The 20,080-nt window shown below is 68.0% G+C and carries 20 protein-coding genes and 1 tRNA gene; 10 read left to right on the top strand and 11 right to left on the bottom strand.

What is annotated here, in order from left to right; translation table 11 throughout:
- Positions 1-101: 101 nt before the first annotated feature.
- Together ispD and ispF are read left to right on the top strand one after the other, a co-directional pair.
- The gene (gene ispD / locus SY91_RS12895; RefSeq protein ID WP_034201609.1) at positions 102-812 is read left to right on the top strand and encodes a 2-C-methyl-D-erythritol 4-phosphate cytidylyltransferase; all 711 of its coding nucleotides are present in this window, start codon (positions 102-104) and stop codon (positions 810-812) included.
- A 29-nt stretch (positions 813-841) separates the two neighbouring features.
- Positions 842-1,327, top strand: coding sequence for a 2-C-methyl-D-erythritol 2,4-cyclodiphosphate synthase (gene ispF / locus SY91_RS12890; RefSeq protein WP_006478561.1), 486 nt, complete (start codon positions 842-844; stop codon positions 1,325-1,327).
- A 130-nt stretch (positions 1,328-1,457) separates the two neighbouring features.
- On the opposite strand, the gene SY91_RS12885 is transcribed toward ispF, so the two are convergent.
- The 4 genes from SY91_RS12885 to ompR form a co-directional block, all read right to left on the bottom strand.
- On the bottom strand, positions 1,458-1,985 hold the full coding sequence (locus SY91_RS12885) for a carboxymuconolactone decarboxylase family protein (protein WP_006478562.1): 528 nt from the start codon (positions 1,983-1,985) through the stop codon (positions 1,458-1,460).
- A 76-nt stretch (positions 1,986-2,061) separates the two neighbouring features.
- Positions 2,062-2,610: a peroxiredoxin gene (locus tag SY91_RS12880; protein WP_006478563.1), complete on the bottom strand. Its 549-nt coding sequence runs from the start codon at positions 2,608-2,610 to the stop codon at positions 2,062-2,064.
- A 189-nt stretch (positions 2,611-2,799) separates the two neighbouring features.
- Positions 2,800-4,161 carry an ATP-binding protein gene (locus tag SY91_RS12875; RefSeq protein ID WP_011549598.1) on the bottom strand — a complete coding sequence of 454 codons (1,362 nt, stop codon included), beginning with the start codon at positions 4,159-4,161 and terminating at the stop codon, positions 2,800-2,802.
- A 41-nt stretch (positions 4,162-4,202) separates the two neighbouring features.
- Complete coding sequence (ompR, locus tag SY91_RS12870; protein ID WP_006478565.1) at positions 4,203-4,937, bottom strand: two-component system response regulator OmpR; 735 nt, start codon at positions 4,935-4,937, stop codon at positions 4,203-4,205.
- 258 nt (positions 4,938-5,195) lie between these two features.
- Here ompR and SY91_RS12865 point away from each other — a divergent pair, with 258 nt between their 5' ends.
- From SY91_RS12865 to SY91_RS12855, 3 genes are all read left to right on the top strand, one after another.
- Positions 5,196-5,474: a hypothetical protein gene (locus SY91_RS12865; RefSeq protein WP_006478566.1), complete on the top strand. Its 279-nt coding sequence runs from the start codon at positions 5,196-5,198 to the stop codon at positions 5,472-5,474.
- Positions 5,475-5,608: 134 nt separating this feature from the next.
- Positions 5,609-7,111: a DUF1800 family protein gene (locus SY91_RS12860; RefSeq protein WP_043887175.1), complete on the top strand. Its 1,503-nt coding sequence runs from the start codon at positions 5,609-5,611 to the stop codon at positions 7,109-7,111.
- A gap of 67 nt (positions 7,112-7,178) precedes the next feature.
- Positions 7,179-8,399: a DUF1501 domain-containing protein gene (locus SY91_RS12855; protein ID WP_006478567.1), complete on the top strand. Its 1,221-nt coding sequence runs from the start codon at positions 7,179-7,181 to the stop codon at positions 8,397-8,399.
- A gap of 10 nt (positions 8,400-8,409) precedes the next feature.
- Here the strand turns inward: SY91_RS12855 and hpnD are convergent, their stop codons facing one another.
- Positions 8,410-9,243 carry a presqualene diphosphate synthase HpnD gene (gene hpnD / locus SY91_RS12850; protein WP_023475590.1) on the bottom strand — a complete coding sequence of 278 codons (834 nt, stop codon included), beginning with the start codon at positions 9,241-9,243 and terminating at the stop codon, positions 8,410-8,412.
- A gap of 234 nt (positions 9,244-9,477) precedes the next feature.
- Here hpnD and SY91_RS12845 point away from each other — a divergent pair.
- Positions 9,478-9,564 (top strand) — tRNA-Leu (locus SY91_RS12845).
- Between the two features lie 184 nt (positions 9,565-9,748).
- Positions 9,749-10,045, top strand: a complete 297-nt coding sequence (locus tag SY91_RS12840) for a hypothetical protein (protein WP_023475591.1) — start codon at positions 9,749-9,751, stop codon at positions 10,043-10,045.
- Positions 10,046-10,149: 104 nt separating this feature from the next.
- On the opposite strand, the gene SY91_RS12835 is transcribed toward SY91_RS12840, so the two are convergent.
- From SY91_RS12835 to SY91_RS12820, 4 genes are all read right to left on the bottom strand, one after another.
- Entirely contained in the window at positions 10,150-10,377 is a 228-nt protein-coding gene (locus tag SY91_RS12835) for a hypothetical protein (protein WP_006478569.1), read from the bottom strand.
- Between the two features lie 111 nt (positions 10,378-10,488).
- Positions 10,489-11,598 (bottom strand): class II histone deacetylase, encoded by a 1,110-nt coding sequence (locus SY91_RS12830; RefSeq protein ID WP_023475592.1) that lies wholly within the window; start codon positions 11,596-11,598, stop codon positions 10,489-10,491.
- A gap of 14 nt (positions 11,599-11,612) precedes the next feature.
- Positions 11,613-12,821, bottom strand: coding sequence for an MFS transporter (locus tag SY91_RS12825; protein ID WP_006478570.1), 1,209 nt, complete (start codon positions 12,819-12,821; stop codon positions 11,613-11,615).
- A gap of 21 nt (positions 12,822-12,842) precedes the next feature.
- Positions 12,843-13,889, bottom strand: coding sequence for a porin (locus SY91_RS12820; RefSeq protein ID WP_023475593.1), 1,047 nt, complete (start codon positions 13,887-13,889; stop codon positions 12,843-12,845).
- Between the two features lie 302 nt (positions 13,890-14,191).
- Here SY91_RS12820 and SY91_RS12815 point away from each other — a divergent pair, with 302 nt between their 5' ends.
- Positions 14,192-15,337 carry a helix-turn-helix transcriptional regulator gene (locus SY91_RS12815; RefSeq protein WP_023475595.1) on the top strand — a complete coding sequence of 382 codons (1,146 nt, stop codon included), beginning with the start codon at positions 14,192-14,194 and terminating at the stop codon, positions 15,335-15,337.
- A gap of 113 nt (positions 15,338-15,450) precedes the next feature.
- Entirely contained in the window at positions 15,451-16,449 is a 999-nt protein-coding gene (locus SY91_RS12810; RefSeq protein WP_006478573.1) for a 2-dehydropantoate 2-reductase, read from the top strand.
- A gap of 188 nt (positions 16,450-16,637) precedes the next feature.
- Here the strand turns inward: SY91_RS12810 and SY91_RS12805 are convergent, their stop codons facing one another.
- Positions 16,638-17,087: a MarR family winged helix-turn-helix transcriptional regulator gene (locus SY91_RS12805; protein ID WP_006478574.1), complete on the bottom strand. Its 450-nt coding sequence runs from the start codon at positions 17,085-17,087 to the stop codon at positions 16,638-16,640.
- 62 nt (positions 17,088-17,149) lie between these two features.
- The gene (locus SY91_RS12800; protein ID WP_023475596.1) at positions 17,150-18,295 is read right to left on the bottom strand and encodes a glycerate kinase; all 1,146 of its coding nucleotides are present in this window, start codon (positions 18,293-18,295) and stop codon (positions 17,150-17,152) included.
- Positions 18,296-18,686: 391 nt separating this feature from the next.
- On the opposite strand from SY91_RS12800, the gene tig reads away from it, so the two are divergent.
- On the top strand, positions 18,687-20,033 hold the full coding sequence (gene tig / locus SY91_RS12795) for a trigger factor (protein ID WP_027809630.1): 1,347 nt from the start codon (positions 18,687-18,689) through the stop codon (positions 20,031-20,033).
- Positions 20,034-20,080: the final 47 nt, after the last annotated feature.

The following is a 20,080-nucleotide window of genomic DNA, read 5'->3' as shown; positions in this document are numbered from 1 at the left end:
GACAGGGGTGGCGTGCACGGGCGCAGCGCGGTGCGCCGGTCGAGACGAAAGACCTATTATAAAATCCGCTTCTCGATTTCACCTTTCCGGCGTTTCCTTTCGTGACTCCCCGACTTTTCGCCCTGATTCCCTGCGCCGGCACGGGCAGCCGTTCCGGTTCGGCCGTGCCGAAGCAATACCGCACGCTGGCCGGCCGCGCGCTGCTGCACTACACGCTTGCCGCGTTCGACGCGTGCAGCGAATTCGCGCAGACGCTCGTCGTGCTCGCGCCCGACGATTCCCATTTCGATGCACGCCGCTTCGCGGGCCTGCGCTTCGCGGTGCGCCGCTGCGGCGGCGGCTCGCGGCAGGCGTCGGTGCTCAACGGGCTGCTGGAACTGGCCGAATTCGGCGCGACCGACCACGACTGGGTGCTGGTGCACGACGCCGCGCGCCCCGGCATCACGCCCGAGCTGATCCGCACGCTCGTCGCGACGCTGAAGGACGACCCGGTCGGCGGGATCGTCGCGCTGCCGGTGGCCGATACGCTCAAGCGGGTGCCGGCCGGCGGTGACGCGATCGCGCGCACCGAGTCGCGCGACGCGCTGTGGCAGGCGCAGACCCCGCAGATGTTCCGCATCGGCATGCTGCGCGAAGCGATCCTGCGGGCGCAGCGCGAAGGGCACGACCTGACCGACGAAGCGAGCGCGATCGAGTGGGCCGGCCATACGCCGCGCGTCGTGCAGGGCAGCCTGCGCAACTTCAAGGTCACGTACCCGGAAGATTTCGCGCTCGCGGAGGCGATTCTCGCGCGCCCCGCGAACGCTTCCTGACTTTTCCCCCATCTCAAACCGGATTACGCATGGATTTCAGAATCGGACAAGGCTATGACGTGCACCAGCTCGTCGAAGGGCGCCCCCTCATCATCGGCGGCGTGACGATTCCGTACGAGCGCGGCCTGCTCGGCCACTCGGACGCGGACGTGCTGCTGCATGCGATCACCGACGCGCTGTTCGGCGCGGCGGCGCTCGGCGACATCGGCCGCCATTTCTCCGATACCGACGCGGCGTTCAAGGGTGCGGACAGCCGCGTGCTGCTGCGCGCGTGCGCCGAGCGCGTGAAGGCGGCCGGCTTCGCGATCCAGAACGTCGACAGCACCGTGATCGCGCAGGCGCCGAAGCTCGCGCCGCATATCGACGGGATGCGCGCGAACATCGCGGCGGATCTCGGGCTGCCGCTCGAGCGCGTGAACGTGAAGGCGAAGACCAACGAGAAGCTCGGCTATCTCGGCCGCGGCGAGGGGATCGAGGCGCAGGCTGCCGCGCTGCTGGTCAAGCAGGGCGCCTGACGTCCGGCCGTGGCGGCGTGCGGTTCACGCCGCGCGCCGGGCGCCGTGCCGCCGAAATGAAAAATGCCACGCGAATGCGTGGCATTTTCGTTGGCAGCAGGCGCGGCTCACGGCCACGCGCGGCGCACGCTTATTCGCCTTCGGCGGCGATCACCTGCGCGGCGGCGTTGATCACCGACGCGATGCGGCCGACGTCGCGCAGTTGCGTGACGGTCATCCCTTGCTCGTTCTTCAGCAGCGCATAGTGCGACTTCACGCAGAAGTGGCACTTGCCGACGATCGACGCGGCGAGCGCGTACATCTCGAACTTGCGCTTGTCGACGCCGCCGTGCGTCGCATACGCGCCCATCCGCAGTTCGGCGCGCTGCGTCTTCAGGTCGGCGTCGTCGGCCATCTCGACATACGGATACCAGGTGTTGTTCATCCCCATCAGCGCGGCCGCCGTCAGCACGGCGTTCGTCTCTTCGGGCGACAGCACGCCGGCTTCGCGGATCGTCTTCACGAGCACCGTGCTCTTCGCCGCGATGGCCGCCGCCAGTGCCACGCCGACCGCGTCGGTGCCTTCGAGCGACGAGCGCGAGATCGTGCCGTCGAGGTTCAGGCGAATGTCCTTCGCGTAGTCGGGGATACGTGCCTTAATCGAGTCGATGAATTCCATTGATATCTCCTATGGGTTGGCCGTTAAAAAAGCCCGCAGGCAGGACGTGCGCCGCGGGCTTCGTGCATTGCTACGCTTACAGCGTGGCGCCGCCGACTGCGCGGTTGCACGGGCAGAGTTCGTCCGTTTGCAGGCCGTCCAGAATGCGCAGGACTTCTTCCGGGCTGCGGCCGACGTTCAGGTTGTTCACCGAAACGTGCTGGATCGTGTTGTCCGGGTCGACGATGAACGTTGCACGCAGGGCCACGCCGGCTTCCTTGTCGCGCACGCCGAGCTGGTCGATCAGTTCGCCCTTGACGTCGCCGAACGAGTAGTGGTTCAGCTTGTCGAGATCCTTGTGTTCACGGCGCCATGCGAGCTTCACGAATTCGTTGTCCGAGCTGCCGCCGAGCAGGACGGCGTCGCGCTCTTCGAACTGCTTCGTGAGCTTCGCGAATTCGACGATTTCCGTCGGGCACACGAACGTGAAATCCTTCGGATAGAAGTAGATGATCTTCCACTTGCCCGGGAACGACGCTTCGGTGACGGTCTCGAACGCCGACTGGCCGTTTTCCTCGTGATTATTGAAGCCCGGCTTCGCGGCTACGACGGTGAAAGCTTCGAGTTTATCGCCCACGGTTTTCATGCGGATACTCCTGTGTGAGTTGGGAAGAAGACTGAGTCAAGCTACCTCGGTGCTGCAACGATGATGTGACAGCATGGAGAAAACTATAACACTATTAGTAAGTCGCTTCAATAGATTTTGACTAACGACCCTCATAGCTTTTGTCAACCGCGTCGATAGTGTGACGCGCAAGATGCGTGCGCGAACGCGTCACGCGGTCGCACGCGCCTTGCCGGCGCCGGGGAATTCGAGCGTGACTTCGAGGCCGGCGTCCGGGTGGCGGTTGCGCAGCCGCAGCGCGCCGCGGTAGCGGCCGACGAGCCGCAGCACGATCGCCATCCCGAGGCCCGTGCCGTCCGCCTTGGTGCGCGCGGTGTCGACGCGATAGAACGGCCGCATCACGAGCGGCAGTTGATCCTCGGGGATGCCGGGCCCTTCGTCGCTCACCGACAGCTCGACGCGCGCATGCGACACGCGCGTCTCGAGCGTGATGCGCGAGATGCCGTCCTGCTTGCTCTGGCCGTATTTGCGCGCATTCTCGACGAGGTTGCCGATCACGCGGCGCATGTCGGTTTCGTCGGCTTCGATGATCGCGCTCGGCGCGAGCCGCGTGCGGATCTCGACGCCGTCCTCGCCCGACACGCGCGCGGCGACTTCGTGCGCGATCGACGACAGGTCGACCGGCTCGGGCTTGCGCTGCGACGGGCGCGCGTAGTCGATGAAGGCCGCGATGATGCGGTCCATCTGTTCGATGTCGTCGACCATCGCGTCCTTGGTCGCCTGGTCGGACGGGCTCATCTCGGTTTCGAGCCGCAGCCGCGCGAGCGGCGTGCGCAGGTCGTGCGAGATGCCCGCGAGCATCAGCGCGCGATCGGCCTCGAGTTGTTCGAGGTCGCGCACCATCTGGTTGAAGCTGCGGTTGGTTTCGGCCGCGACGCCCATCCCGCGCTCGGGCAGGGGCTCGGGCGCCTGGCCGGAACCGACCTGGCGCGCGGCAAGCGCGAGCCGCGAGAACGGCCGGTTCACGAGGCTCGTGATGAACGCGGAGCCGAACAGCGACAGCGCGAGCGCGAACAGCCCCCAGCCGGCCCACTGCAGGCCCGTGACGTTGTCGAGCTGGTCGCGGTCGAGCGCGACCCAGTAGTCGTCGTCGTCGATCTTGAAGCTGATCCACACGCCGGGAATGTCGTTGACCGACTGCGCGATCACGGTATCGTCGCCGAGACGGCTGCGGATGTCGTGTTCGATCAGGCGATTCAGCGATTCGTCGGGCTGCAGCTTGAACTTGTCGGTTTTCTCGCGCGGGTACACGCGCACGCCCTCGTTGCTCTCGAGATCCTGCAGCAGCGCGCGCCGCAAGTCGGGATCGGAATAGAGCAGGGCGGTGCGCGTGAGCTTCACGACCGCGACGAGCTGGAGCGCGACGCGCTGCGCACGCGGCTCGCGCTCGATCACGCGAAAGCTCTGGAACCACGCGGCGAGACTGACCGAGATCAGCAGCGCGATCAGCAGGAAGGTGCGCCAGAACAGCCCGCCGAACGCGAGCTGCAAAAGGCGCCGGTCGATACGCATGGGACGGGCCGTGGACGGGGCGAAGCCGGGAAGGAAAAAGCTCAGGCGGCGCCGTCCGGGATGAACACGTAGCCGAGGCCCCAGACGGTCTGGATGAAGCGCGGGCTGCCCGGATCGGGTTCGATCAGCTTGCGCAGGCGCGAGATCTGCACGTCGAGGCTGCGGTCGAACACTTCGTATTCGCGGCCGCGGGCGAGCTCCATCAGCTTTTCACGCGACAGCGGCTGGCGCGGATGACGCGCGAACACTTTCAGCACCGAGAATTCGCCGGTGGTCAGCGGAATTTCCTGGCCGGATTTCGTCAGCGTGCGCGTGGCGAGATTCAGCGAGAATTCGCCGAACTCGAACACCTCGGTGGTTTCCGACGGGGCGCCCGGCAGTTCGGCCGGCGCCTGGCGGCGCAGCACCGCGTGAATGCGCGCGACCAGTTCGCGCGGGTTGAACGGCTTCGGCAGGTAATCGTCGGCGCCCATCTCGAGGCCGACGATGCGATCGACGTCCTCGCCCTTCGCGGTGAGCATGATGATCGGCGTGCGGTCGTTGCTGCCGCGCAGCCGGCGGCAGATCGACAGGCCGTCTTCGCCGGGCAGCATCAGGTCGAGCACGAGCAGGTCGAAACGCTCGCGTACCCAGAGCTTGTTCATCGCGGTCGCGTTTTCCGCGACATAGACGTTGAAACCCTGTTCGCCGAGGTAGCGGCGCAGCAGATCGCGCAGGCGAGGGTCGTCGTCGACGACGAGAATCTTGGAGGGGTTTTTCGTTTCCATGATCGGCATCTTATCGCGAATGGGAATTGACGCACGGCCGGGGATTTTCGTGCGTTACAGTCGGTTACAAAATTTACCCGTAGTGTCGCGCCGAGTAAAGGCAGGCTATAGAGATTCCTTTACTCGAAGCCGAAATTCGGTAGATACTCCCCTGCACTCCATCTTTCATCTTTGTACACCCGAATTCCGCAGGGTTTTTCAAGTACCAGAGGTAACCGGTTGCCGCGTGACGAAGGGAACAAATCGACCAAAGAAGCGAGGACGGTCATGCGATCTGCCCGGATTGCACTGATGCTGACGATCGCGCTTGCCGGTCCGTATGCGTCGAACTTCGCGTATGCGCAGCGCCCCGAGCAGGGCGCATCGTCGCGCAAGCTGCCGCGCGGCAAAGCGCCGCAGCCCGATCGCGCCGCCGATATGACGGTCCGTTCCGCCGTGCCCCCCGATCTCGAACAGCGCCGCCGCGACGGGCACATGACGCCCGAAGAGCGGCACCTGTTACGCCAGCACATCGAAGACGCCGTTCGCGAGTTGTACAAGCGCTGATGCGTGCCGTCGTTCGCCTTGCGCGGAAATCTCCGCGCGGAAAGAATTCGTAGCACTTTTTCCGTCAACTTTCGGCTGCCGAATGCCGTTGTACGGGCATCCGCACCGCCGGTGCGTTCCGGGAGTCCATGACGATGAAAGCGAACGCTGCCGCACCGGCGCCGTCGCCTGCCATGCAGTCGCCGCTCGATGCCGACGACGCGCTGTTTTTCCTGAGTCGCACCGGTTTCTCTCCCGCGCCCGCCGAGGTCGCGCGCATCGTCGGCATGACGCGCGCGCAGGTCGTGGCCGACACGCTCGGCAGCGCGCGACACGAACCCGTCACGACTTGGCCCGACTGGCTCGCCGAGCCGCCGCCCACGCGCGCGCAGCGCCAGGCGCTGACGCCCGACATGCGGCGCGACGAGCAGCGCGAGCGCAATCGCCGCTACGATGCGTTGCGGGCGGCCTGGGTCAACGAGATGGTCGCGACGCCGTCGCCGCTCACCGAACGCATGACGCTGTTCTGGCATGGGCATTTCACGTCGGGGCAGGACAAGGTGCCGTACCCGCAAACGATGGCCGCGCAGAACGCGCTGTTTCGCCGCGAGGCGCTCGGCAACTTCGGCACGCTGCTGCATGCGGTCGCGAAGGACCCGGCGATGCTCCAGTATCTCGACGGCGCGAGCAATCGCAAGGGGCGGCCGAACGAGAATTTCGCGCGCGAGGTGATGGAGCTGTTCACGCTCGGCGAAGGGCACTACACGCAATACGACGTGACCGAAGCCGCGCGCGCGATGACGGGCTGGACCGTCGATCCCGATACGCTGCGGTTCATGGTGCGGCCCGACTGGCACGATGCCGGCGACAAGACCATCCTCGGCGAAACCGGGCCGTTCGACGGCGACGACTTTCTCGACATCCTGCTGAAGCGGCCGGGCACCGCGCGCTTCATCGCCGGCAAGCTGTGGCGCGAGTTCGTGTCCGATACGCCGGAGCCCGGCGCGCTCGATGCGGTGGCCGAACGGTTTCGCGCGAGCGGCTACGACATTCGCGCGGCGCTCGCCGCGCTGTGGTCGACCGACGCGTTCTGGGATCCGCGCAACCGCGGCGTGCTGATCAAGTCGCCGGCGGAATTCGTCGTCGGGTCGGTGCGGCTGTTCGACGTGGCGTACGGCGATCCGCAGATGCTCGCGAACACCGTGCGCACGCTCGGGCAGAACCTGTTCTATCCGCCGAACGTGAAGGGCTGGCCGGGCGGCGCGCTATGGATCAACAGCACCACGCTGCTGTCGCGCAAGCAGTTCGTCGAGCAGCTGTTCCGCGCGACCGAGACGGCCGGCATGCGGCCGCCGGCCCGCGCGATCGCGCCGCCGCCGAATGCGCGTGCGCATGCGATGCCGGTGGCCGACGCGGCGTCCGGCGCCGGCCTGCGCGGCACGCCCGCGAAGCCCGCGCGCGGCGGCCTGCGTTTCGATCTCGAACGTTGGCTGGCCCAGTATCGTGCGCGGCCGCAGGCGATCGCGGGATTGTCGACCGAGCTGCAGTTGCAGCACGCGGTGCTGCAACTCTCGCCGGTCGCGGCGATCGACACGGATTCGACCGGCAGCGCGTATCTCGAGGCGCTGCTGATGGATCCGGCCTATCAACTGAAATGATGCGAACGACGACGAAGCGGACAGTCGCCGCGGCCAGGGCGCCGGGCGGCGAACCAGAGGATGTGCGATGAACCGACGTGATTTTCTGACGCTGACGGGCGCCGCGGCGGCGGCCGGCGTGTCGATGTGGCAAGCGCCCGCGATGGCGGCCGCCGCGACGCAGGCGGGGCGCAAGGCCGCGGTCGGGTATGCGAACGTGCTGATCCTCGTCGAGCTGAAGGGCGGCAACGACGGCCTCAACACGGTGGTGCCGTATGCCGACCCGCTGTACTACCAATTCCGGCGCAGCATCGGCATCAAGCGCGAGCAGGTGCTGCAGCTCGACGCGCAGACGGGGCTGCACCCGTCGCTCGCGCCGCTGATGCCGCTGTGGCGCGACGGACAGGTCGCGATCGTGCAGGGTGTCGGCTATCCGCAGCCGAACCTGTCGCATTTCCGTTCGATCGAGATCTGGGACACCGCGTCGCGCTCGGATCAGTACCTGCACGAAGGCTGGCTCACGCGCACGTTCGCGCAGGCGCCCGTGCCGCCCGGTTTCGCCGCGGACGGCGTCGTGCTCGGCAGCGCCGAGATGGGGCCGCTGTCGAACGGCGCGCGCGCGATCGCACTCGTCAATCCCGCGCAGTTCATCCGCGCGGCCCGGCTCGCCGAGCCGTCGTCGCTGCGCGAGCAGAACCCGGCGCTCGCGCACATCGTCGACGTCGAGAACGACATCGTGAAGGCAGCCGACCGGCTGCGCCCGCGCGGCGGGATGCGGGAATTCAGGACGGCCTTTCCGGCCGGCGCGTTCGGCACGTCGGTCAAGACCGCGATGCAGGTGCTGGCCGCGTGCGAAGCGTCCGGGCCCGGCGCGCAGGATGGGGTCGCGGTGCTGCGCCTGACGCTCAACGGTTTCGACACGCACCAGAACCAGCCGGGGCAGCAGGCCGCGCTGCTCAAGCAGTTCGCGGAAGGGATGAGCGCGATGCGCGCGGCGTTGATCGAACTCGGGCGCTGGAACGAGACGCTCGTGATGACGTATGCGGAATTCGGGCGGCGCGTGCGCGAGAACCAGAGCAACGGCACCGATCACGGCACGGCCGCGCCGCATTTCGTGATGGGCGGCCGCGTGGCAGGCGGACTGTACGGCGCGCCGCCGGCGCTCGGGCGGCTCGACGGCAACGGCAACCTGCCGGTCGCGGTCGATTTCCGCCAGCTTTACGCGACCGTGCTCGGGTCCTGGTGGGGGCTCGATGCGACGCGTGTGCTGCAGCAGCGTTTCGACACGCTGCCGCTGCTGAAGGCGTGATGCGCGCGGCTCAGCGGCGGCGCGCGGCGCGCCACGCGATCCACAGCTTGCGGATCGGTGTCAGCGCGATGCGCTGGTGCAGCACCTGGTAGCCGTCGCGCGCGATTTCGTCGAGCAGCGCGCCGGCCAGCGCGATTTGCGCCCGCAGTGTGCGCTGCGCGCGGCGTTCAGTGGCCGGAATCGCCGCATCGGCGGCCACGAGCGCTTCGCGTGCGCGGGTCGTCTGGAATTGCAGCAATTCGGTGAAGGCCGGACTGTAGCGGCGGTTCAGCAGGTCGGCCGCGGTCACGTTGTAGCGCTGCAGTTCGTCGATCGGCAGATAGATGCGGCCGTGGCGCGCGTCGTTGCCGAGCTCCTGCACGAATTGCGCGAGCATCAGCGCGCGGCCGACGTCCGCGGCCCACGGCTGCGGGTCGGCCGGGTTCGCCGAACTGGCGCGCGCAACCAGCGACGCGAAGGTGCCGCCGACCTGCGCGATATAGCGCTGCAGGTTCGCGAAGTCGAGGTAGCGCGCCTGTTCGAGGTCCATTCCGTAACCGTTGACGAGCGTGCGCAGTGCGTCGGCTTCGGCGGCGATCGCCGGATGATGCTGTGCGAGCGCCTTCGTGACCGGGTGCGACGGCTGCCCGTCGGCCAGTGCGGCGAGTTCCTTGTGCCACCACGCGAGCTTCGTGTGTCCGACGGTCGGATCGCTGGTTTCCTTGACGGTTTCCTCGAGTTCGCGGCGCAGCGCGAACAGCGCGGTCAGGCGCGGCTGCGTGGCGAGCGGCGCCTGGCGCAGCGCGTAGTAGACGCTGGAGCCGGCGGGGGCGGCCTTTTGCTGACAGTAGTTGTCGAAGTTCACGGGCGAAATCGTGTGGGGCGGGTTCGGGGACGCGCGGCGGCGCGCTGCCGAAACGTCGAGCGCGGCATTCTAGCACCGCGGCACGACGGGCGCCGGCGGGGCGAGACAACGCCGCACGGATCGGGTAGAATCTCGCGCTCGCCTGATCGGGCGTGCCGGTTTTCGGGCCGGCGTGAAGTCCCGGGCGCGTGGAGCACGCATCTTGCATCCCGCGCGATCAGGCGACGGAAATGCGCGTGAGTGGCGAAATTGGTAGACGCACCAGGTTTAGGTCCTGACGCCCGCAAGGGTGTGCCGGTTCGAGTCCGGCCTCACGCACCAGAAGTCGAACGCGCCCCTGTTAGGGGCCGTTCGTGAAAAAGCGCTGCCGGTCGGCTGACCGCAGCGCTTTTTTGTTGATGCCGGCTTCCTCGCCACGCATCCGGACCTCGTCCGAGCAACCGGCCGCGTGTAATATCGTGCTCGCTTTTCATACAAGCAGCACGACGACACCGAGGGGCCACCGATGCAACACACCTTCCGTATCCCGATTTCCCTTCTGGCGCTGATGCTGGCCGCGCCGGCCTTCGCCAATACGCCTGCCGACAATATCGCCTGGAGCGCCAAACCCGAGAAGACGGTCGCGTCGTCGTCGGCATGCACCGCGTACTCGGGGCGCACGATGTCGGGCAACGGCCAGCCGCTGTCGACCGAGGGCGTGCTGAAAACGCTCGGCACGTTGGCGGCCGGTGCCGCGCTGGGTGCCGTCGCCGGCGGATATCAGGGCGCAGCCCCGAATCCGTGTCCGCTGCCTGGCCTGTGATTCGCTGGCAAGCGGATCGCGGAGCGCGCCGCTTCAACTGAAGCAAACACGATACGAAGCGCCGCGCGTCGCCTGACCGCGGCGCTTCGTCGTTTCCGGCGCGCCTATTCCCAGAAGCTGCGGATCGCGACGGCCACGATCACCGGTACCGAAAACACCAGCGGAATCGCGAAATACTGCGCTTCGCGATCGACGACCCAGCTATAGATCACCCACGCCGCACCGATCGCGAACGTGATGAGCCCGACCGTCACGGCGGCGATGTTCAGGGCCAGCTTCGACGGCTGGCGGCGCGTTTTGGTGTTGTCGTTGTCGCGCGGGGACGATTTCATCGGAAGAGTGCGGCCTCGTGCCGGAACAGGGGTAAAGACACAGGAAACCCCATCCGCACGGATCGCGCAAGGGCCGGCGCGGGCCGGCCCCGTCACGTCCGTTCCCGCGCGTTACAACCCGAACGACACGGCCAGTTCGTCGAGCAGTTCGCGCTGGAACGCGACGAACCGCGGGCCCGGCTGCTGCGCGATCGCCAGGTCGAGCATCGGATCGGCGACCGCGGTGCGGATGCCGGCCAGTTCCTCGACGATCGCGAGCCCGCAGAACGGTACGTACGCCTCCGAATAGCCGCCTTCGTGAACGATCACGAGCCGCCCGCCGCAATGGCGCTGCGCGGCCTCCTTCACCGCGCGCGTCATGAACCGGTAGCTGTCGGTATGCAGCTGCATGCGCGCGAGCGGATCGACCGCGCTCGCATCGAGGCCGCTCGCGATGACGATCAGTTCGGGGCGGAAACGCGCGAGCGCCGGCAGCACGATCCGCTCGAACGCATACCGGTACGCGTCGTCGCCGCTACCCGCGAGCAGCGGCACGTTCAGGTTCGCGCCGAGGCCCGCGCCTTCGCCGCGATCATCCGCGCCGCTATAGCCGGGCGGGAAGCAGCGATCCTGGTGCAGCGAGATCGTCAGCGTATCGGGATCGTCGTAGTAGATCGACTGCGTGCCGTTGCCGTGATGCACGTCCCAGTCGATCACCGCGACGCGCTCGATGCCGTGCTTCGCGCGCGCGGCCTCGATCGCGATCGGAATGTTCGCGAGCATGCAGAAGCCCATCGGGCGGTCGCGCAGGCAGTGATGGCCGGGCGGCCGCGACAGCGAGAACGCATTCGCCGCGCGCTCGCTCACCACCGCATCGACCGCCGCGATCGCGAGACCGGACGACAGCGCGGCGATTTCGTAGCTGCCCTTGCCGAATGGCGCGAGATCGCCGAGGTCGCCGCCGTTGGCGTCGCTCAGCGCGCGAAATGCATCGAGATAGTGCGCCGGATGAATGCGCAGCAGGTCGGCCGTCGTCGCGGGCTCGGCGCCACGCAGGTCGAGCTGCGCGGCCAGGCCCGACGCCTGCACGAGCGATAGGAAGCGGCGCTTCGAATCGGGCGATTCCGCGTAGCCCGCGCTCGACGGCGGCTGGACCCAGCCTCCGACTGGGAAGAACAGCGCGTGCGTGCCGCCGGTATGCCAGAAAGTGCGTTCGTCGGTGAAGAAGGCAGTGCGATTCATGGATGCGTGACCTGTCACGGTTGGGAGGAAACGGAAGAGCGTGCGCGGCGATCGATGTGGCGCAGCGCGGCGAACGACACGATCGCGACGGCCGTCGCGGCCACAAACAGCGTGCGCATCGTGCCGCCGGCGTCGAGCATCAGGCCGGCCAGCAGCGGGCCGGCGGCGAGCCCCGCGCCGATCACGAAATTGAGCGTCGCGACGAGGCGGCCCGACGTGTCGATCTGCGCGACCGTCGCGAGGATGAACGGCAGCACGAAGGTCCACGCGAACTTGAACGCGAAGATCGCCGCGCCGTAGCCGCCGGTGTCACGCATCGCGGCGAGCGCGACGAGCGACGCCGCGAGCAGCGCGTAACCGGTCGCCAGCATCGCGCGCCGGGCGAGCCGGCCGCCCGCGCACGACGCGAGCGCCGCGCCGGCGATGCCCATCACGCTCGCGATCGCGAGCACGTTGCCGGTCGTCTGCGGGTCGAGCCCGGCCTCGGCCGCCGCGCGGCTCGCGAACGTCCACACGCTGCCGATCGCGAGATAGAACGTCAGCACCGCGCCGATGGCGAGCACGACGAAGTGTCGCGGCGTGGGCGACGCATCGCCGCGCGCGGTGTGCGGGGATGCCGTCCGCGTGCCGAGCGACGACGGAAAGCCGCGCGACAGCGGCGCCGCGAGCAGCGCGAGCCCGGCGAGCGCGACGTACAGCGCGCGCAGTCCGAACGCGGCGAACACGTGCGGCAACACGAACAGGCCGATCGCGCCCGCGATCAACTGGCCGACGACCCACAGGCCGTATACGCGGTCGCTGTTCTGGCTCGTCGCCGCGCTCGTCATGCAGAGCACCATCAGCGAGCCGCCGCCGAGCGCGGTGACGGCGCGCAGCGCGAGCAGCGCGGCGAAGCCCGGCATCCACAGCGCGGTCAGCAGGTTGCCCGCGCCGAACAGCGCGACGGCGAACGCGGCGACGCGGCGCGCGTCGATGCGGCCGAGCCACAGGTACGACGGCACGGTCGCGAGGCTGAACGCGCCGAGTTCCACGAAGAAGTAGGTGCCGATCTGCGATGCGGACAAGCCGAGCTGCGTCGCGAGCTGACCGGCGACGGCGGGCGCCACGAGCAGCAACAGCGGCGTGATGGCTGCGAACACGACGAGCGCGACCAGCGTCGAGCGCGCGAAAGTCGACGCGCGGCCGTCAGGCGAGAGTGAGGCATCCGGGGACAGGGTCTTCATGGCGGGGTCTCGTTGAAGGAATCAGAACAGGTGGTACATGCCGACCATCGCGCCGAACTGCGACGCGCCGGCGAGCGGCGTGGGGTCGTATTCGTAGACGGTCTGCGAACTCTGGCCGCTGTTGCGCGCATAGCCGAGGTTCACGTAGGCGACGGTGCGTTTCGACAGTGCATACGTGGTGCTCGCGATGAACAGCGTCGGATGGCCGATCGCCGACGTGTGCGAATCGGTGTGGTAGACGCCCGCGTTCAGGCCGATTCCGTTCGACGTCAGGTAGCGCGCGCCGCCCCAGACGATCGTGCGCGCCGCGTCGAGGTCGCCGGTGAGGCGCTCGACGCCTGCGTAGACGGTGAGCGGCAGCGTGGCGAACGCATAGCGCGCGGCGAGCGTGCCGAGTTCGCGACGCCGCGCGGACGCGTCGTCGGCCGCCGATACGTCGCCGTGCGCCTGGTGCAGCACCACGCCGACCGACAGGCCGTTGCTCGTGTACTGGCCGCCGAGCTCGAGCACGCGTCCGGCGCGCGTATTGCCGGCGACGCCGGCACTCGCGGCGAGCGCCTCGACGTCGAAGCCGGCGAACGTTGGCGACTGGTATTTGACCGAACGGTCGATGAAGTTCGCGTTCATCGGCACGAGCACGCCCTGGCCGCTGTACGACCCGTACCAGAGCGGGTCGTAGAACAGCGTCTTGTCGAACAGCACGCTGAACTGGCGGCCGAGCGTGACGGTGCCGACCGGCCCCGCGATGCCGACGTATGCGCCGCGAAAGAACGCGTAGCCGGGCACGGTCGAGGTGCCGTCGTTGAGGTTGAGGCCCTGTTCGAGCTTGAACAGCGCGCGCCAGCCGCCGCCGAGATCCTCGTGACCCTTGATCCCGACCTGTGAAGGCAGGATGCCGTAGTTCTGCAATCGCACGGCCGAACGATGCCCGTCGGCGTGCGTCAGGTATTGCACGCCGGCGTCGAGCGCGCCATACAGCGTGAGGGCGGACTGCGCGTGCGCGGCGGCGCCGCATGCGGCCAGCGTCGCGGCGGCCGCGGCCGTGCGGATGAAGCGGGGTGTCGTCACGAGGGGTTCTCCATACCGTGCTGCGTCGGTTTGTCGTTGGTGTTGTCGCGACGCAGTGTCCGCAGCGGGAAAACCGTCGAACAGTCGTCCAGATGAACGGTGCGGAAAACCCGCGGTGCCCGGCATGAACGCCGCGCGATGGCGCCGTGCACCGTGCTGCGCAGCAGCAACGTGCGGCGCACCGTTCAAATGGATGGGGCTGGCGAGCGTTCCGGCGCCGTCGCCCGCCAAAAAAGCCGCTGGCTATAATCGGCCGGTGTCGTTGCGCACATCAGCAGCCCGACCGGGCAGGGGAGCGGAAAGTGAGGATCACGACGGATATCGGGCAGGATCTCGACGTGCTGCGCGACGTGCCGGCCGCCATCGTGCTCGACGAATTCGCGTGGCCGCCGCGGCCGTCCCGGCGTGCCGATTTCGACGGCGTCGCGCGCGGCGACGCGCCGCGGCGCGAACTCGGGCTGATGCTGCTCGACCTGTACGCGGTGGCCGCGCAGTCCGCCATCGGCGAATTCGAATGCCGGTTCTTTTCGCTGCTGCAGGCGCTCATTCCGTTCGATGCCGCGTGGACCGGCGTCGCAACCCATGTGCCGACCGGCCCGGTGATGCACAACAGCTTTTTGTACCGGTTGCCGCATGCATTCTTCACCGACTGGAAGCGCGTGCGCGATTGCGATCCGCTCGCGCACCGCACGTTGCACGGCGCGCACGGCCGCGCGGTGCGGCTGACGGTCGTCGAGCCGGGGCTCGATGCGCGGTTTCGCGACTGGTGCGTGAAGTACGGGCTCGCGCAGCTGATGTGCGTGTGTACGCTCGATCGCCGCTTCGGCCTGACGACGTTCATGTCGATCTATCGCCAGGGCCTGAACCGGCCGTTCAGCGACGACGACGCGCGGTGTTTCGAGGACGTGATCCCGCATCTGGCCGCCGCGCTGACGATCAATCGCGCCGCGCAGCTCACGCGCGAACGCGCCGACACGGCTGCACCGGCGGCGCGTGCGCTGTGCGACAACTTCGGGGTGCTGCACCATGCCGATCACGGTTTCGACGACGTGCTGCGCACCGAATGGCCGTCGTGGACCGGTGCGCGTGTGCCGGAGCCGCTCGTCGCGCACCTGCGACGCCAGTCGGGTCAGCCGTTCGTCGGCGACGCGCTGCGTATCCAGTGCGTGCCGGTTGCGGGGCTGTTCCAGATCGAGGCGCGGCCGCGCTCGCTGCTCGACCGGCTGAGCCCGCGCGAACTCGCGGCGATCCGCTATTACGGCGCCGGGCGTTCGCACAAGGAGGTCGCGCAGCAGATGGCGATCTCGCCGACGACCGTGCGTCACTACCTGCGCTGCGCGTACCGCAAGCTCGGCATGCACGACAAGAGCCAGATCGCCGGCGTGCTGGGCGCGACGGGCGGCGCGACCGACGACGAGGCGATGGAAGCCGGCGGGATGCCGCGCTGAGGCCCACGAACGCGCGAACGGATGCGGTGCGATGCGCACTGCGTTGCCGGATTGGTTGTGTCCGCAACCATTGAGCGTTATGCTCGTCAGCTTCCAGGAGACGGAATGCCATCATGAACGACACGAATTCAGGGTCGGTGCGCGCGGCGGTGGTCGGCGTCGGCGCGATCGGCGGATTGCTCGCGGCCGCGCTGTCGAGAGCCGGCATGACCGTGAGCGCGTACGCACGCGGCACGACGCTCGACGCGCTGAATACGCACGGCGTGCGCGTGATCGACGAGGCGGGTGCAACCTCGTCGGTGCCGGTGCGGGCAAGCGACGATGCGGCCGCGCTCGGCGTGCAGGACTACGTGGTGATCGCGCTGAAGGCGCAGGCGCTGCCGGCGCTGGCCGCCCGTATTGCGCCGCTGGTCGGCCCCGATACGGTGATCGTCGCGGCGATGAACGGGCTGCCGTGGTGGTTTACGCACGGGCTGGAAGGGGCGATCGACGGCGTGCCGCTCGATGCGGTCGATCCGGCCGGCGCGGTGTCGGCCGCATTGCCGCCCGCGCAGGCGATCGGCTGCGTCGTGCACCTGTCGTCGAGCACCGACGCGCCGGGCGTCGTGCGTCGCGGGCGCGGCAACCGGCTGATCGTCGGCACGCCCGATCCGCGGCTCGACGTGGCCACCGCGCGGTTCGCCGCGGCGCTCGCGGCTGGCGGTTTCGACGTCGAGTCGACGCCCGCGATCCGGGCCGAGATCTGGACGAAGCTGTGGGGCAACATGAACATGAACCCGCTGAGCGCGCTGACCGGTTCGACGGCCGAACAGTTGCTGGACGATCCGTTCACACAGGATCTCGCACTGCGGATGATGGAGGAGGCGGCTGCGATCGGCGCGAAGCTCGGTCTGTCTACGGGGATGAGCGGCCCCGAGCGGATCGCGGTCACGCGCAAGCTCGGCGCATTCAAGACATCGATGCTGCAGGATTTCGAAGCGGGGCGCTCGCTCGAGATCGGACCGATACTCGGCGTGTTTCCGGAGCTCGGTCGCAAGCTTGGCGTGCCGACCCCGTACTGCGACGCGGTGCTTGGATTGTTGCGTCAGCGCGCGGCGAACAGCGGGTTGTAGCGCGTGCGAGGCTGCTGAATACCAGCCATCGGCACGGCGACAATGGGTGCGTCACGCGATGCCGCCGCATGATGCAAAACGGGCCGCCCGGACCGCGCGTGGCGCGACTCGGGCGACCCGTCTGATTCGTCGGATCAATGCTGCCCGCGGCACTCGGCCGTCCGGCGATGCCGGGGCCGACGCGCGGCTCAGTCGTCGCGCTCGGTCGCGTGCGCGACGACCTTGTCGAGCAGCCGCTCGAACGTCTGGCGTTCGCTGTCGGACAGGCATGCGAGCAAGCCGTCGTTCCACTTGCGCACGATCGGCATGATCTTGCGATGCAGCGCGCGGCCGTCGGTGGTCAGCGCGATCAGCACGATCCGGCCGTCTTCGTCGCTCGCGCTGCGCTCGAGCAGCCCCTGGCGCAGCAGCGCTTCGGCTGCGCGGCTGGCCTGGCTTTTGTCGAGATTGGTATGGCGCGCGAGATCCATGATCGAGAACGGGCCGAATGCGCCGACGGCGGCGATCACGCGCGCCTCGGGCAGCGAGATGTCGAGCTTGTGCCGGTACACCTCGCCGATCCCGCGGTCGGAGCGCTTCGTGAGCGCATGGAGGCGATAGGTCAGAAACTGATCGAGCCCGGCTTGACGGCCTTTCATGTCGAATCCTGAAGAAAAAGGGCGGGCCCGATTGTTCCTGTATCGCGCGCTCGGGTCAACGGTCAGTGTGCACCGTACTTCAGGCGTGTCAACTGTTCCGCTTCGTTCGCGAGCAGGTTGGCCGCGTCGCGGATCGCGACGTCGAGCGTGATCGGCCCGGGAGCCGGCGAAAAGCAGCCGGAGAAATGCTCGGACAGGCGCGGCAACGCGGCCGGGTCGATCGCGCCGGACAGCAGCGACGCGGGTACGCCGGCGGCCCGCGCGTGCCGGCAGGCGATGAACGGCGCCTTGCCGTGCAGCGTCTGCACGTCCGAGCGGCCTTCGCCGGTGATCAGCCAGTCGGCGCCGGCCAGTGCGGCGTCGAGCCCGACCTGGCGTGCCACCACTTCGGCACCGGCCTCGAAGCGTGCGCCGAGCATGTGCAGCGCGAAACCGAGGCCGCCCGCGGCGCCTGCGCCCGGCAGCTCGCGGCTGCGGCGGTCGAGTGCGGCTTCGAGCAGGTCGGCGAAGCGGGCGAGGGCCGCATCGAGGGGCGCGACCTGTGCGGCCGTCACGCCCTTTTGCGGGCCGAACACGGCGGTCGCGCCATGCGCGCCCGTCAGCGGATTGTCGACGTCGGACATGCCGACGAATTCCGTTTCCTTCAGGCGCGGGTCGAGCCCCGACGCGTCGATGCGCGCGATGTCGGCGAGCCGTGACGGCACCGGCTCGACCGGCTGGCCGTCGGCGTCGAAGCACCGCAGGCCGAGGCCCGCGAGCAGCCCGGCACCGGCGTCGTTGGTGCTGCTGCCGCCGAGCGCGACGAAGAAGCGGCGCACGCCGTCGTCGAGCAGCGCGCGGATCGCCTCGCCCATCCCGCGCGTGCTGCGCGCGTCGACCGGCACGCTCATGCCGACCGGGTCGGTAATCCCGACGATCTCGGCCGTCTCGACGATCGCGGTGCGCGCATCGATCACGCCGACCGCCGCATCGCGTGCCGCCAGCGACGCGCCGGCCACCCGCAACGTGCGCCGCGTGCCGCCGCCCGCCAGCATCGCGTCGAGCGTGCCTTCGCCGCCGTCCGCCATCGGGCAGCAGCGCACGACCGCGTCGGGCCGGGCGCGGCGAATGCCGGTGGCGATCGCGTCCGCGACCTGCTCGGCGGAAAGCGAGCCTTTGAACGAATCGGGCGCGATGACGACGACAGGCGCGGACGGGTGGTGCGGCATGGTGTCTCCGGAAGGTGTGATTGGTGTGAAGAATAGGTGATCGAGCCACAAGGGTGGCTCATACGCTATCGGAGCTTACAGGATGGCGGGCCCGGGGTGGATACGCCGTTCGGCATAGCCGCGATCCGCGTGCATGGCCGTGCATCGGGCCGTCGGCAGGGCGGGGACACATGCGTGTCGTGCCGATCGGGCGGTACGAGGAAAATTGTTTGCTAGAATAGTCGATTCTTCCGGCCAAAGCCGTGCTCCGAGCCGCTTGCGCTAGCCACCCGGCGCGTGCAGGGATGGCGTGGCGCTCCGGCGCGGCGTGTGAGTGTGCGCACCTCACGCTGCAGGCAGGCACGGCAAGGAAAACCCGATTCGCTCGAATAATTTTAGGACGATTGAAGCCATGGCTAACGTTGTTGAGAACCTCGGCAAGCTTGAACGCCGTGTGACGATTTCTTTGCCGAAAGACACCGTGCAGAAGGAAATCGATGCCCGCATCCAGAAACTCGCGAAGACCGTGCGCATGCCGGGTTTCCGCCCGGGCAAGGTGCCGCTGAAGATGGTCGCCCAGCAATACGCGGGTCAGGTCGAAGCCGAAGTGCTGAGCGACAAGATCGGCCAGGAATTCTTCACGGTCAGCCGCGCGGAAAACCTGCGCGTCGCCGGCCAGCCGAGCTTCGAGCCGAAGCAGGAGCAAGCCGAGGACGCATACGCGTTCGACGCGACGTTCGAGGTCTACCCGGAAGTGAAGATCGGCGATCTGGCGACGGCTGAAGTCGAGCGCTCGACCACGTCGATCGGCGACGCCGAAATCGACCGCACGCTGGACATCCTGCGCAAGCAGCGCGTGCACTACCACGCCCGCGGCGAAGCCGGCGAGCACGGCGACGGCGGCGAGGACACCGCAGCGAAGAACGGCGACCGCGTGACGGTCGACTTCGTCGGCAAGATCGACGACGTCGCGTTCCAGGGCGGCACGGCCGAAGATTTCCCGTTCGTGCTCGGCGAAGGCCGCATGCTGCCGGAATTCGAAACGGCGGCGCTGGGCCTGAAGGTCGGCGAACAGCGTACGTTCGACCTCAAGTTCCCGGATGACTACCACGGCAAGGACGTCGCCGGCAAAACGGCGCAGTTCACGGTCACGATGAAGAAGATCGAGTGGCCGCACCTGCCGGAAATCGACGCGGAATTCGCGAAGTCGCTCGGCATCGAAGACGGCGACCTCACGAAGATGCGCGCCGAGATCAAGGAAAACCTCGAGCGCGAAGCGAAGCGTCGCACGCAGTCGATCGTCAAGAACCAGGTGATGGACGCGCTGCTGAAGATTTCCGAACTCGACGTGCCGAAGGCGCTGATCGAGCAGGACCAGCAACGTCTCGTCGAAATGGCTCGCCAGGATCTGGCGCAGCGCGGCGTGCCGAACGCGAAGGACGCACCGATCCCGGCCGAAATGTTCGCCGAGCAGGCAGAGCGCCGCGTGAAGCTGGGCCTCGTGCTGGCTGAACTCGTGAAGGCGAACGGCCTCGAAGCGAAGCCGGAACAGATCCGCGCGGAAGTCGACGAGTTCGCGAAGAGCTACGAAGACCCGAAGGAAGTGGTCCGCTGGTATTATTCCAACCAGCAGCGCCTCGCCGAGATGGAAGCGTTCGTCGTTGAAAGCAACGTCGTCGATTTCGTGCTGGGCAAGGCCAAGGTGACGGACAAGGAAGTGAGCTTCGAGGCACTCGCGAGCGCATCGGCGCAAGCGTAAGTGTCGCTCTAGCGGCGTGCCGGCTGTCGGAGCGACGGCCCGCACGC

Origin of the sequence: Burkholderia cenocepacia, assembly GCF_014211915.1 — a bacterium.
In the GTDB taxonomy this organism is placed as follows: domain Bacteria; phylum Pseudomonadota; class Gammaproteobacteria; order Burkholderiales; family Burkholderiaceae; genus Burkholderia; species Burkholderia orbicola.
Note: the sequence above shows the minus strand (reverse complement) of the source record. Positions and strands in the feature narration are given on the sequence as shown.

Bases quoted from the DNA above. Each gene is read 5' to 3' on its own strand.
- ispF (WP_006478561.1), top strand. From the start codon at position 842: ATGGATTTCAGAATCGGACAAGGCTATGACGTGCACCAGCTCGTCGAA.
- SY91_RS12885 (WP_006478562.1), bottom strand. From the start codon at position 1,985: ATGGAATTCATCGACTCGATTAAGGCACGTATCCCCGACTACGCGAAG.
- SY91_RS12880 (WP_006478563.1), bottom strand. From the start codon at position 2,610: ATGAAAACCGTGGGCGATAAACTCGAAGCTTTCACCGTCGTAGCCGCG.
- SY91_RS12875 (WP_011549598.1), bottom strand. From the start codon at position 4,161: ATGCGTATCGACCGGCGCCTTTTGCAGCTCGCGTTCGGCGGGCTGTTC.
- ompR (WP_006478565.1), bottom strand. From the start codon at position 4,937: ATGCCGATCATGGAAACGAAAAACCCCTCCAAGATTCTCGTCGTCGAC.
- SY91_RS12865 (WP_006478566.1), top strand. From the start codon at position 5,196: ATGCGATCTGCCCGGATTGCACTGATGCTGACGATCGCGCTTGCCGGT.
- SY91_RS12860 (WP_043887175.1), top strand. From the start codon at position 5,609: ATGAAAGCGAACGCTGCCGCACCGGCGCCGTCGCCTGCCATGCAGTCG.
- SY91_RS12855 (WP_006478567.1), top strand. From the start codon at position 7,179: ATGAACCGACGTGATTTTCTGACGCTGACGGGCGCCGCGGCGGCGGCC.
- SY91_RS12840 (WP_023475591.1), top strand. From the start codon at position 9,749: ATGCAACACACCTTCCGTATCCCGATTTCCCTTCTGGCGCTGATGCTG.
- SY91_RS12835 (WP_006478569.1), bottom strand. From the start codon at position 10,377: ATGAAATCGTCCCCGCGCGACAACGACAACACCAAAACGCGCCGCCAG.
- SY91_RS12830 (WP_023475592.1), bottom strand. From the start codon at position 11,598: ATGAATCGCACTGCCTTCTTCACCGACGAACGCACTTTCTGGCATACC.
- SY91_RS12825 (WP_006478570.1), bottom strand. From the start codon at position 12,821: ATGAAGACCCTGTCCCCGGATGCCTCACTCTCGCCTGACGGCCGCGCG.
- SY91_RS12810 (WP_006478573.1), top strand. From the start codon at position 15,451: ATGAACGACACGAATTCAGGGTCGGTGCGCGCGGCGGTGGTCGGCGTC.
- SY91_RS12805 (WP_006478574.1), bottom strand. From the start codon at position 17,087: ATGAAAGGCCGTCAAGCCGGGCTCGATCAGTTTCTGACCTATCGCCTC.
- SY91_RS12800 (WP_023475596.1), bottom strand. From the start codon at position 18,295: ATGCCGCACCACCCGTCCGCGCCTGTCGTCGTCATCGCGCCCGATTCG.
- tig (WP_027809630.1), top strand. From the start codon at position 18,687: ATGGCTAACGTTGTTGAGAACCTCGGCAAGCTTGAACGCCGTGTGACG.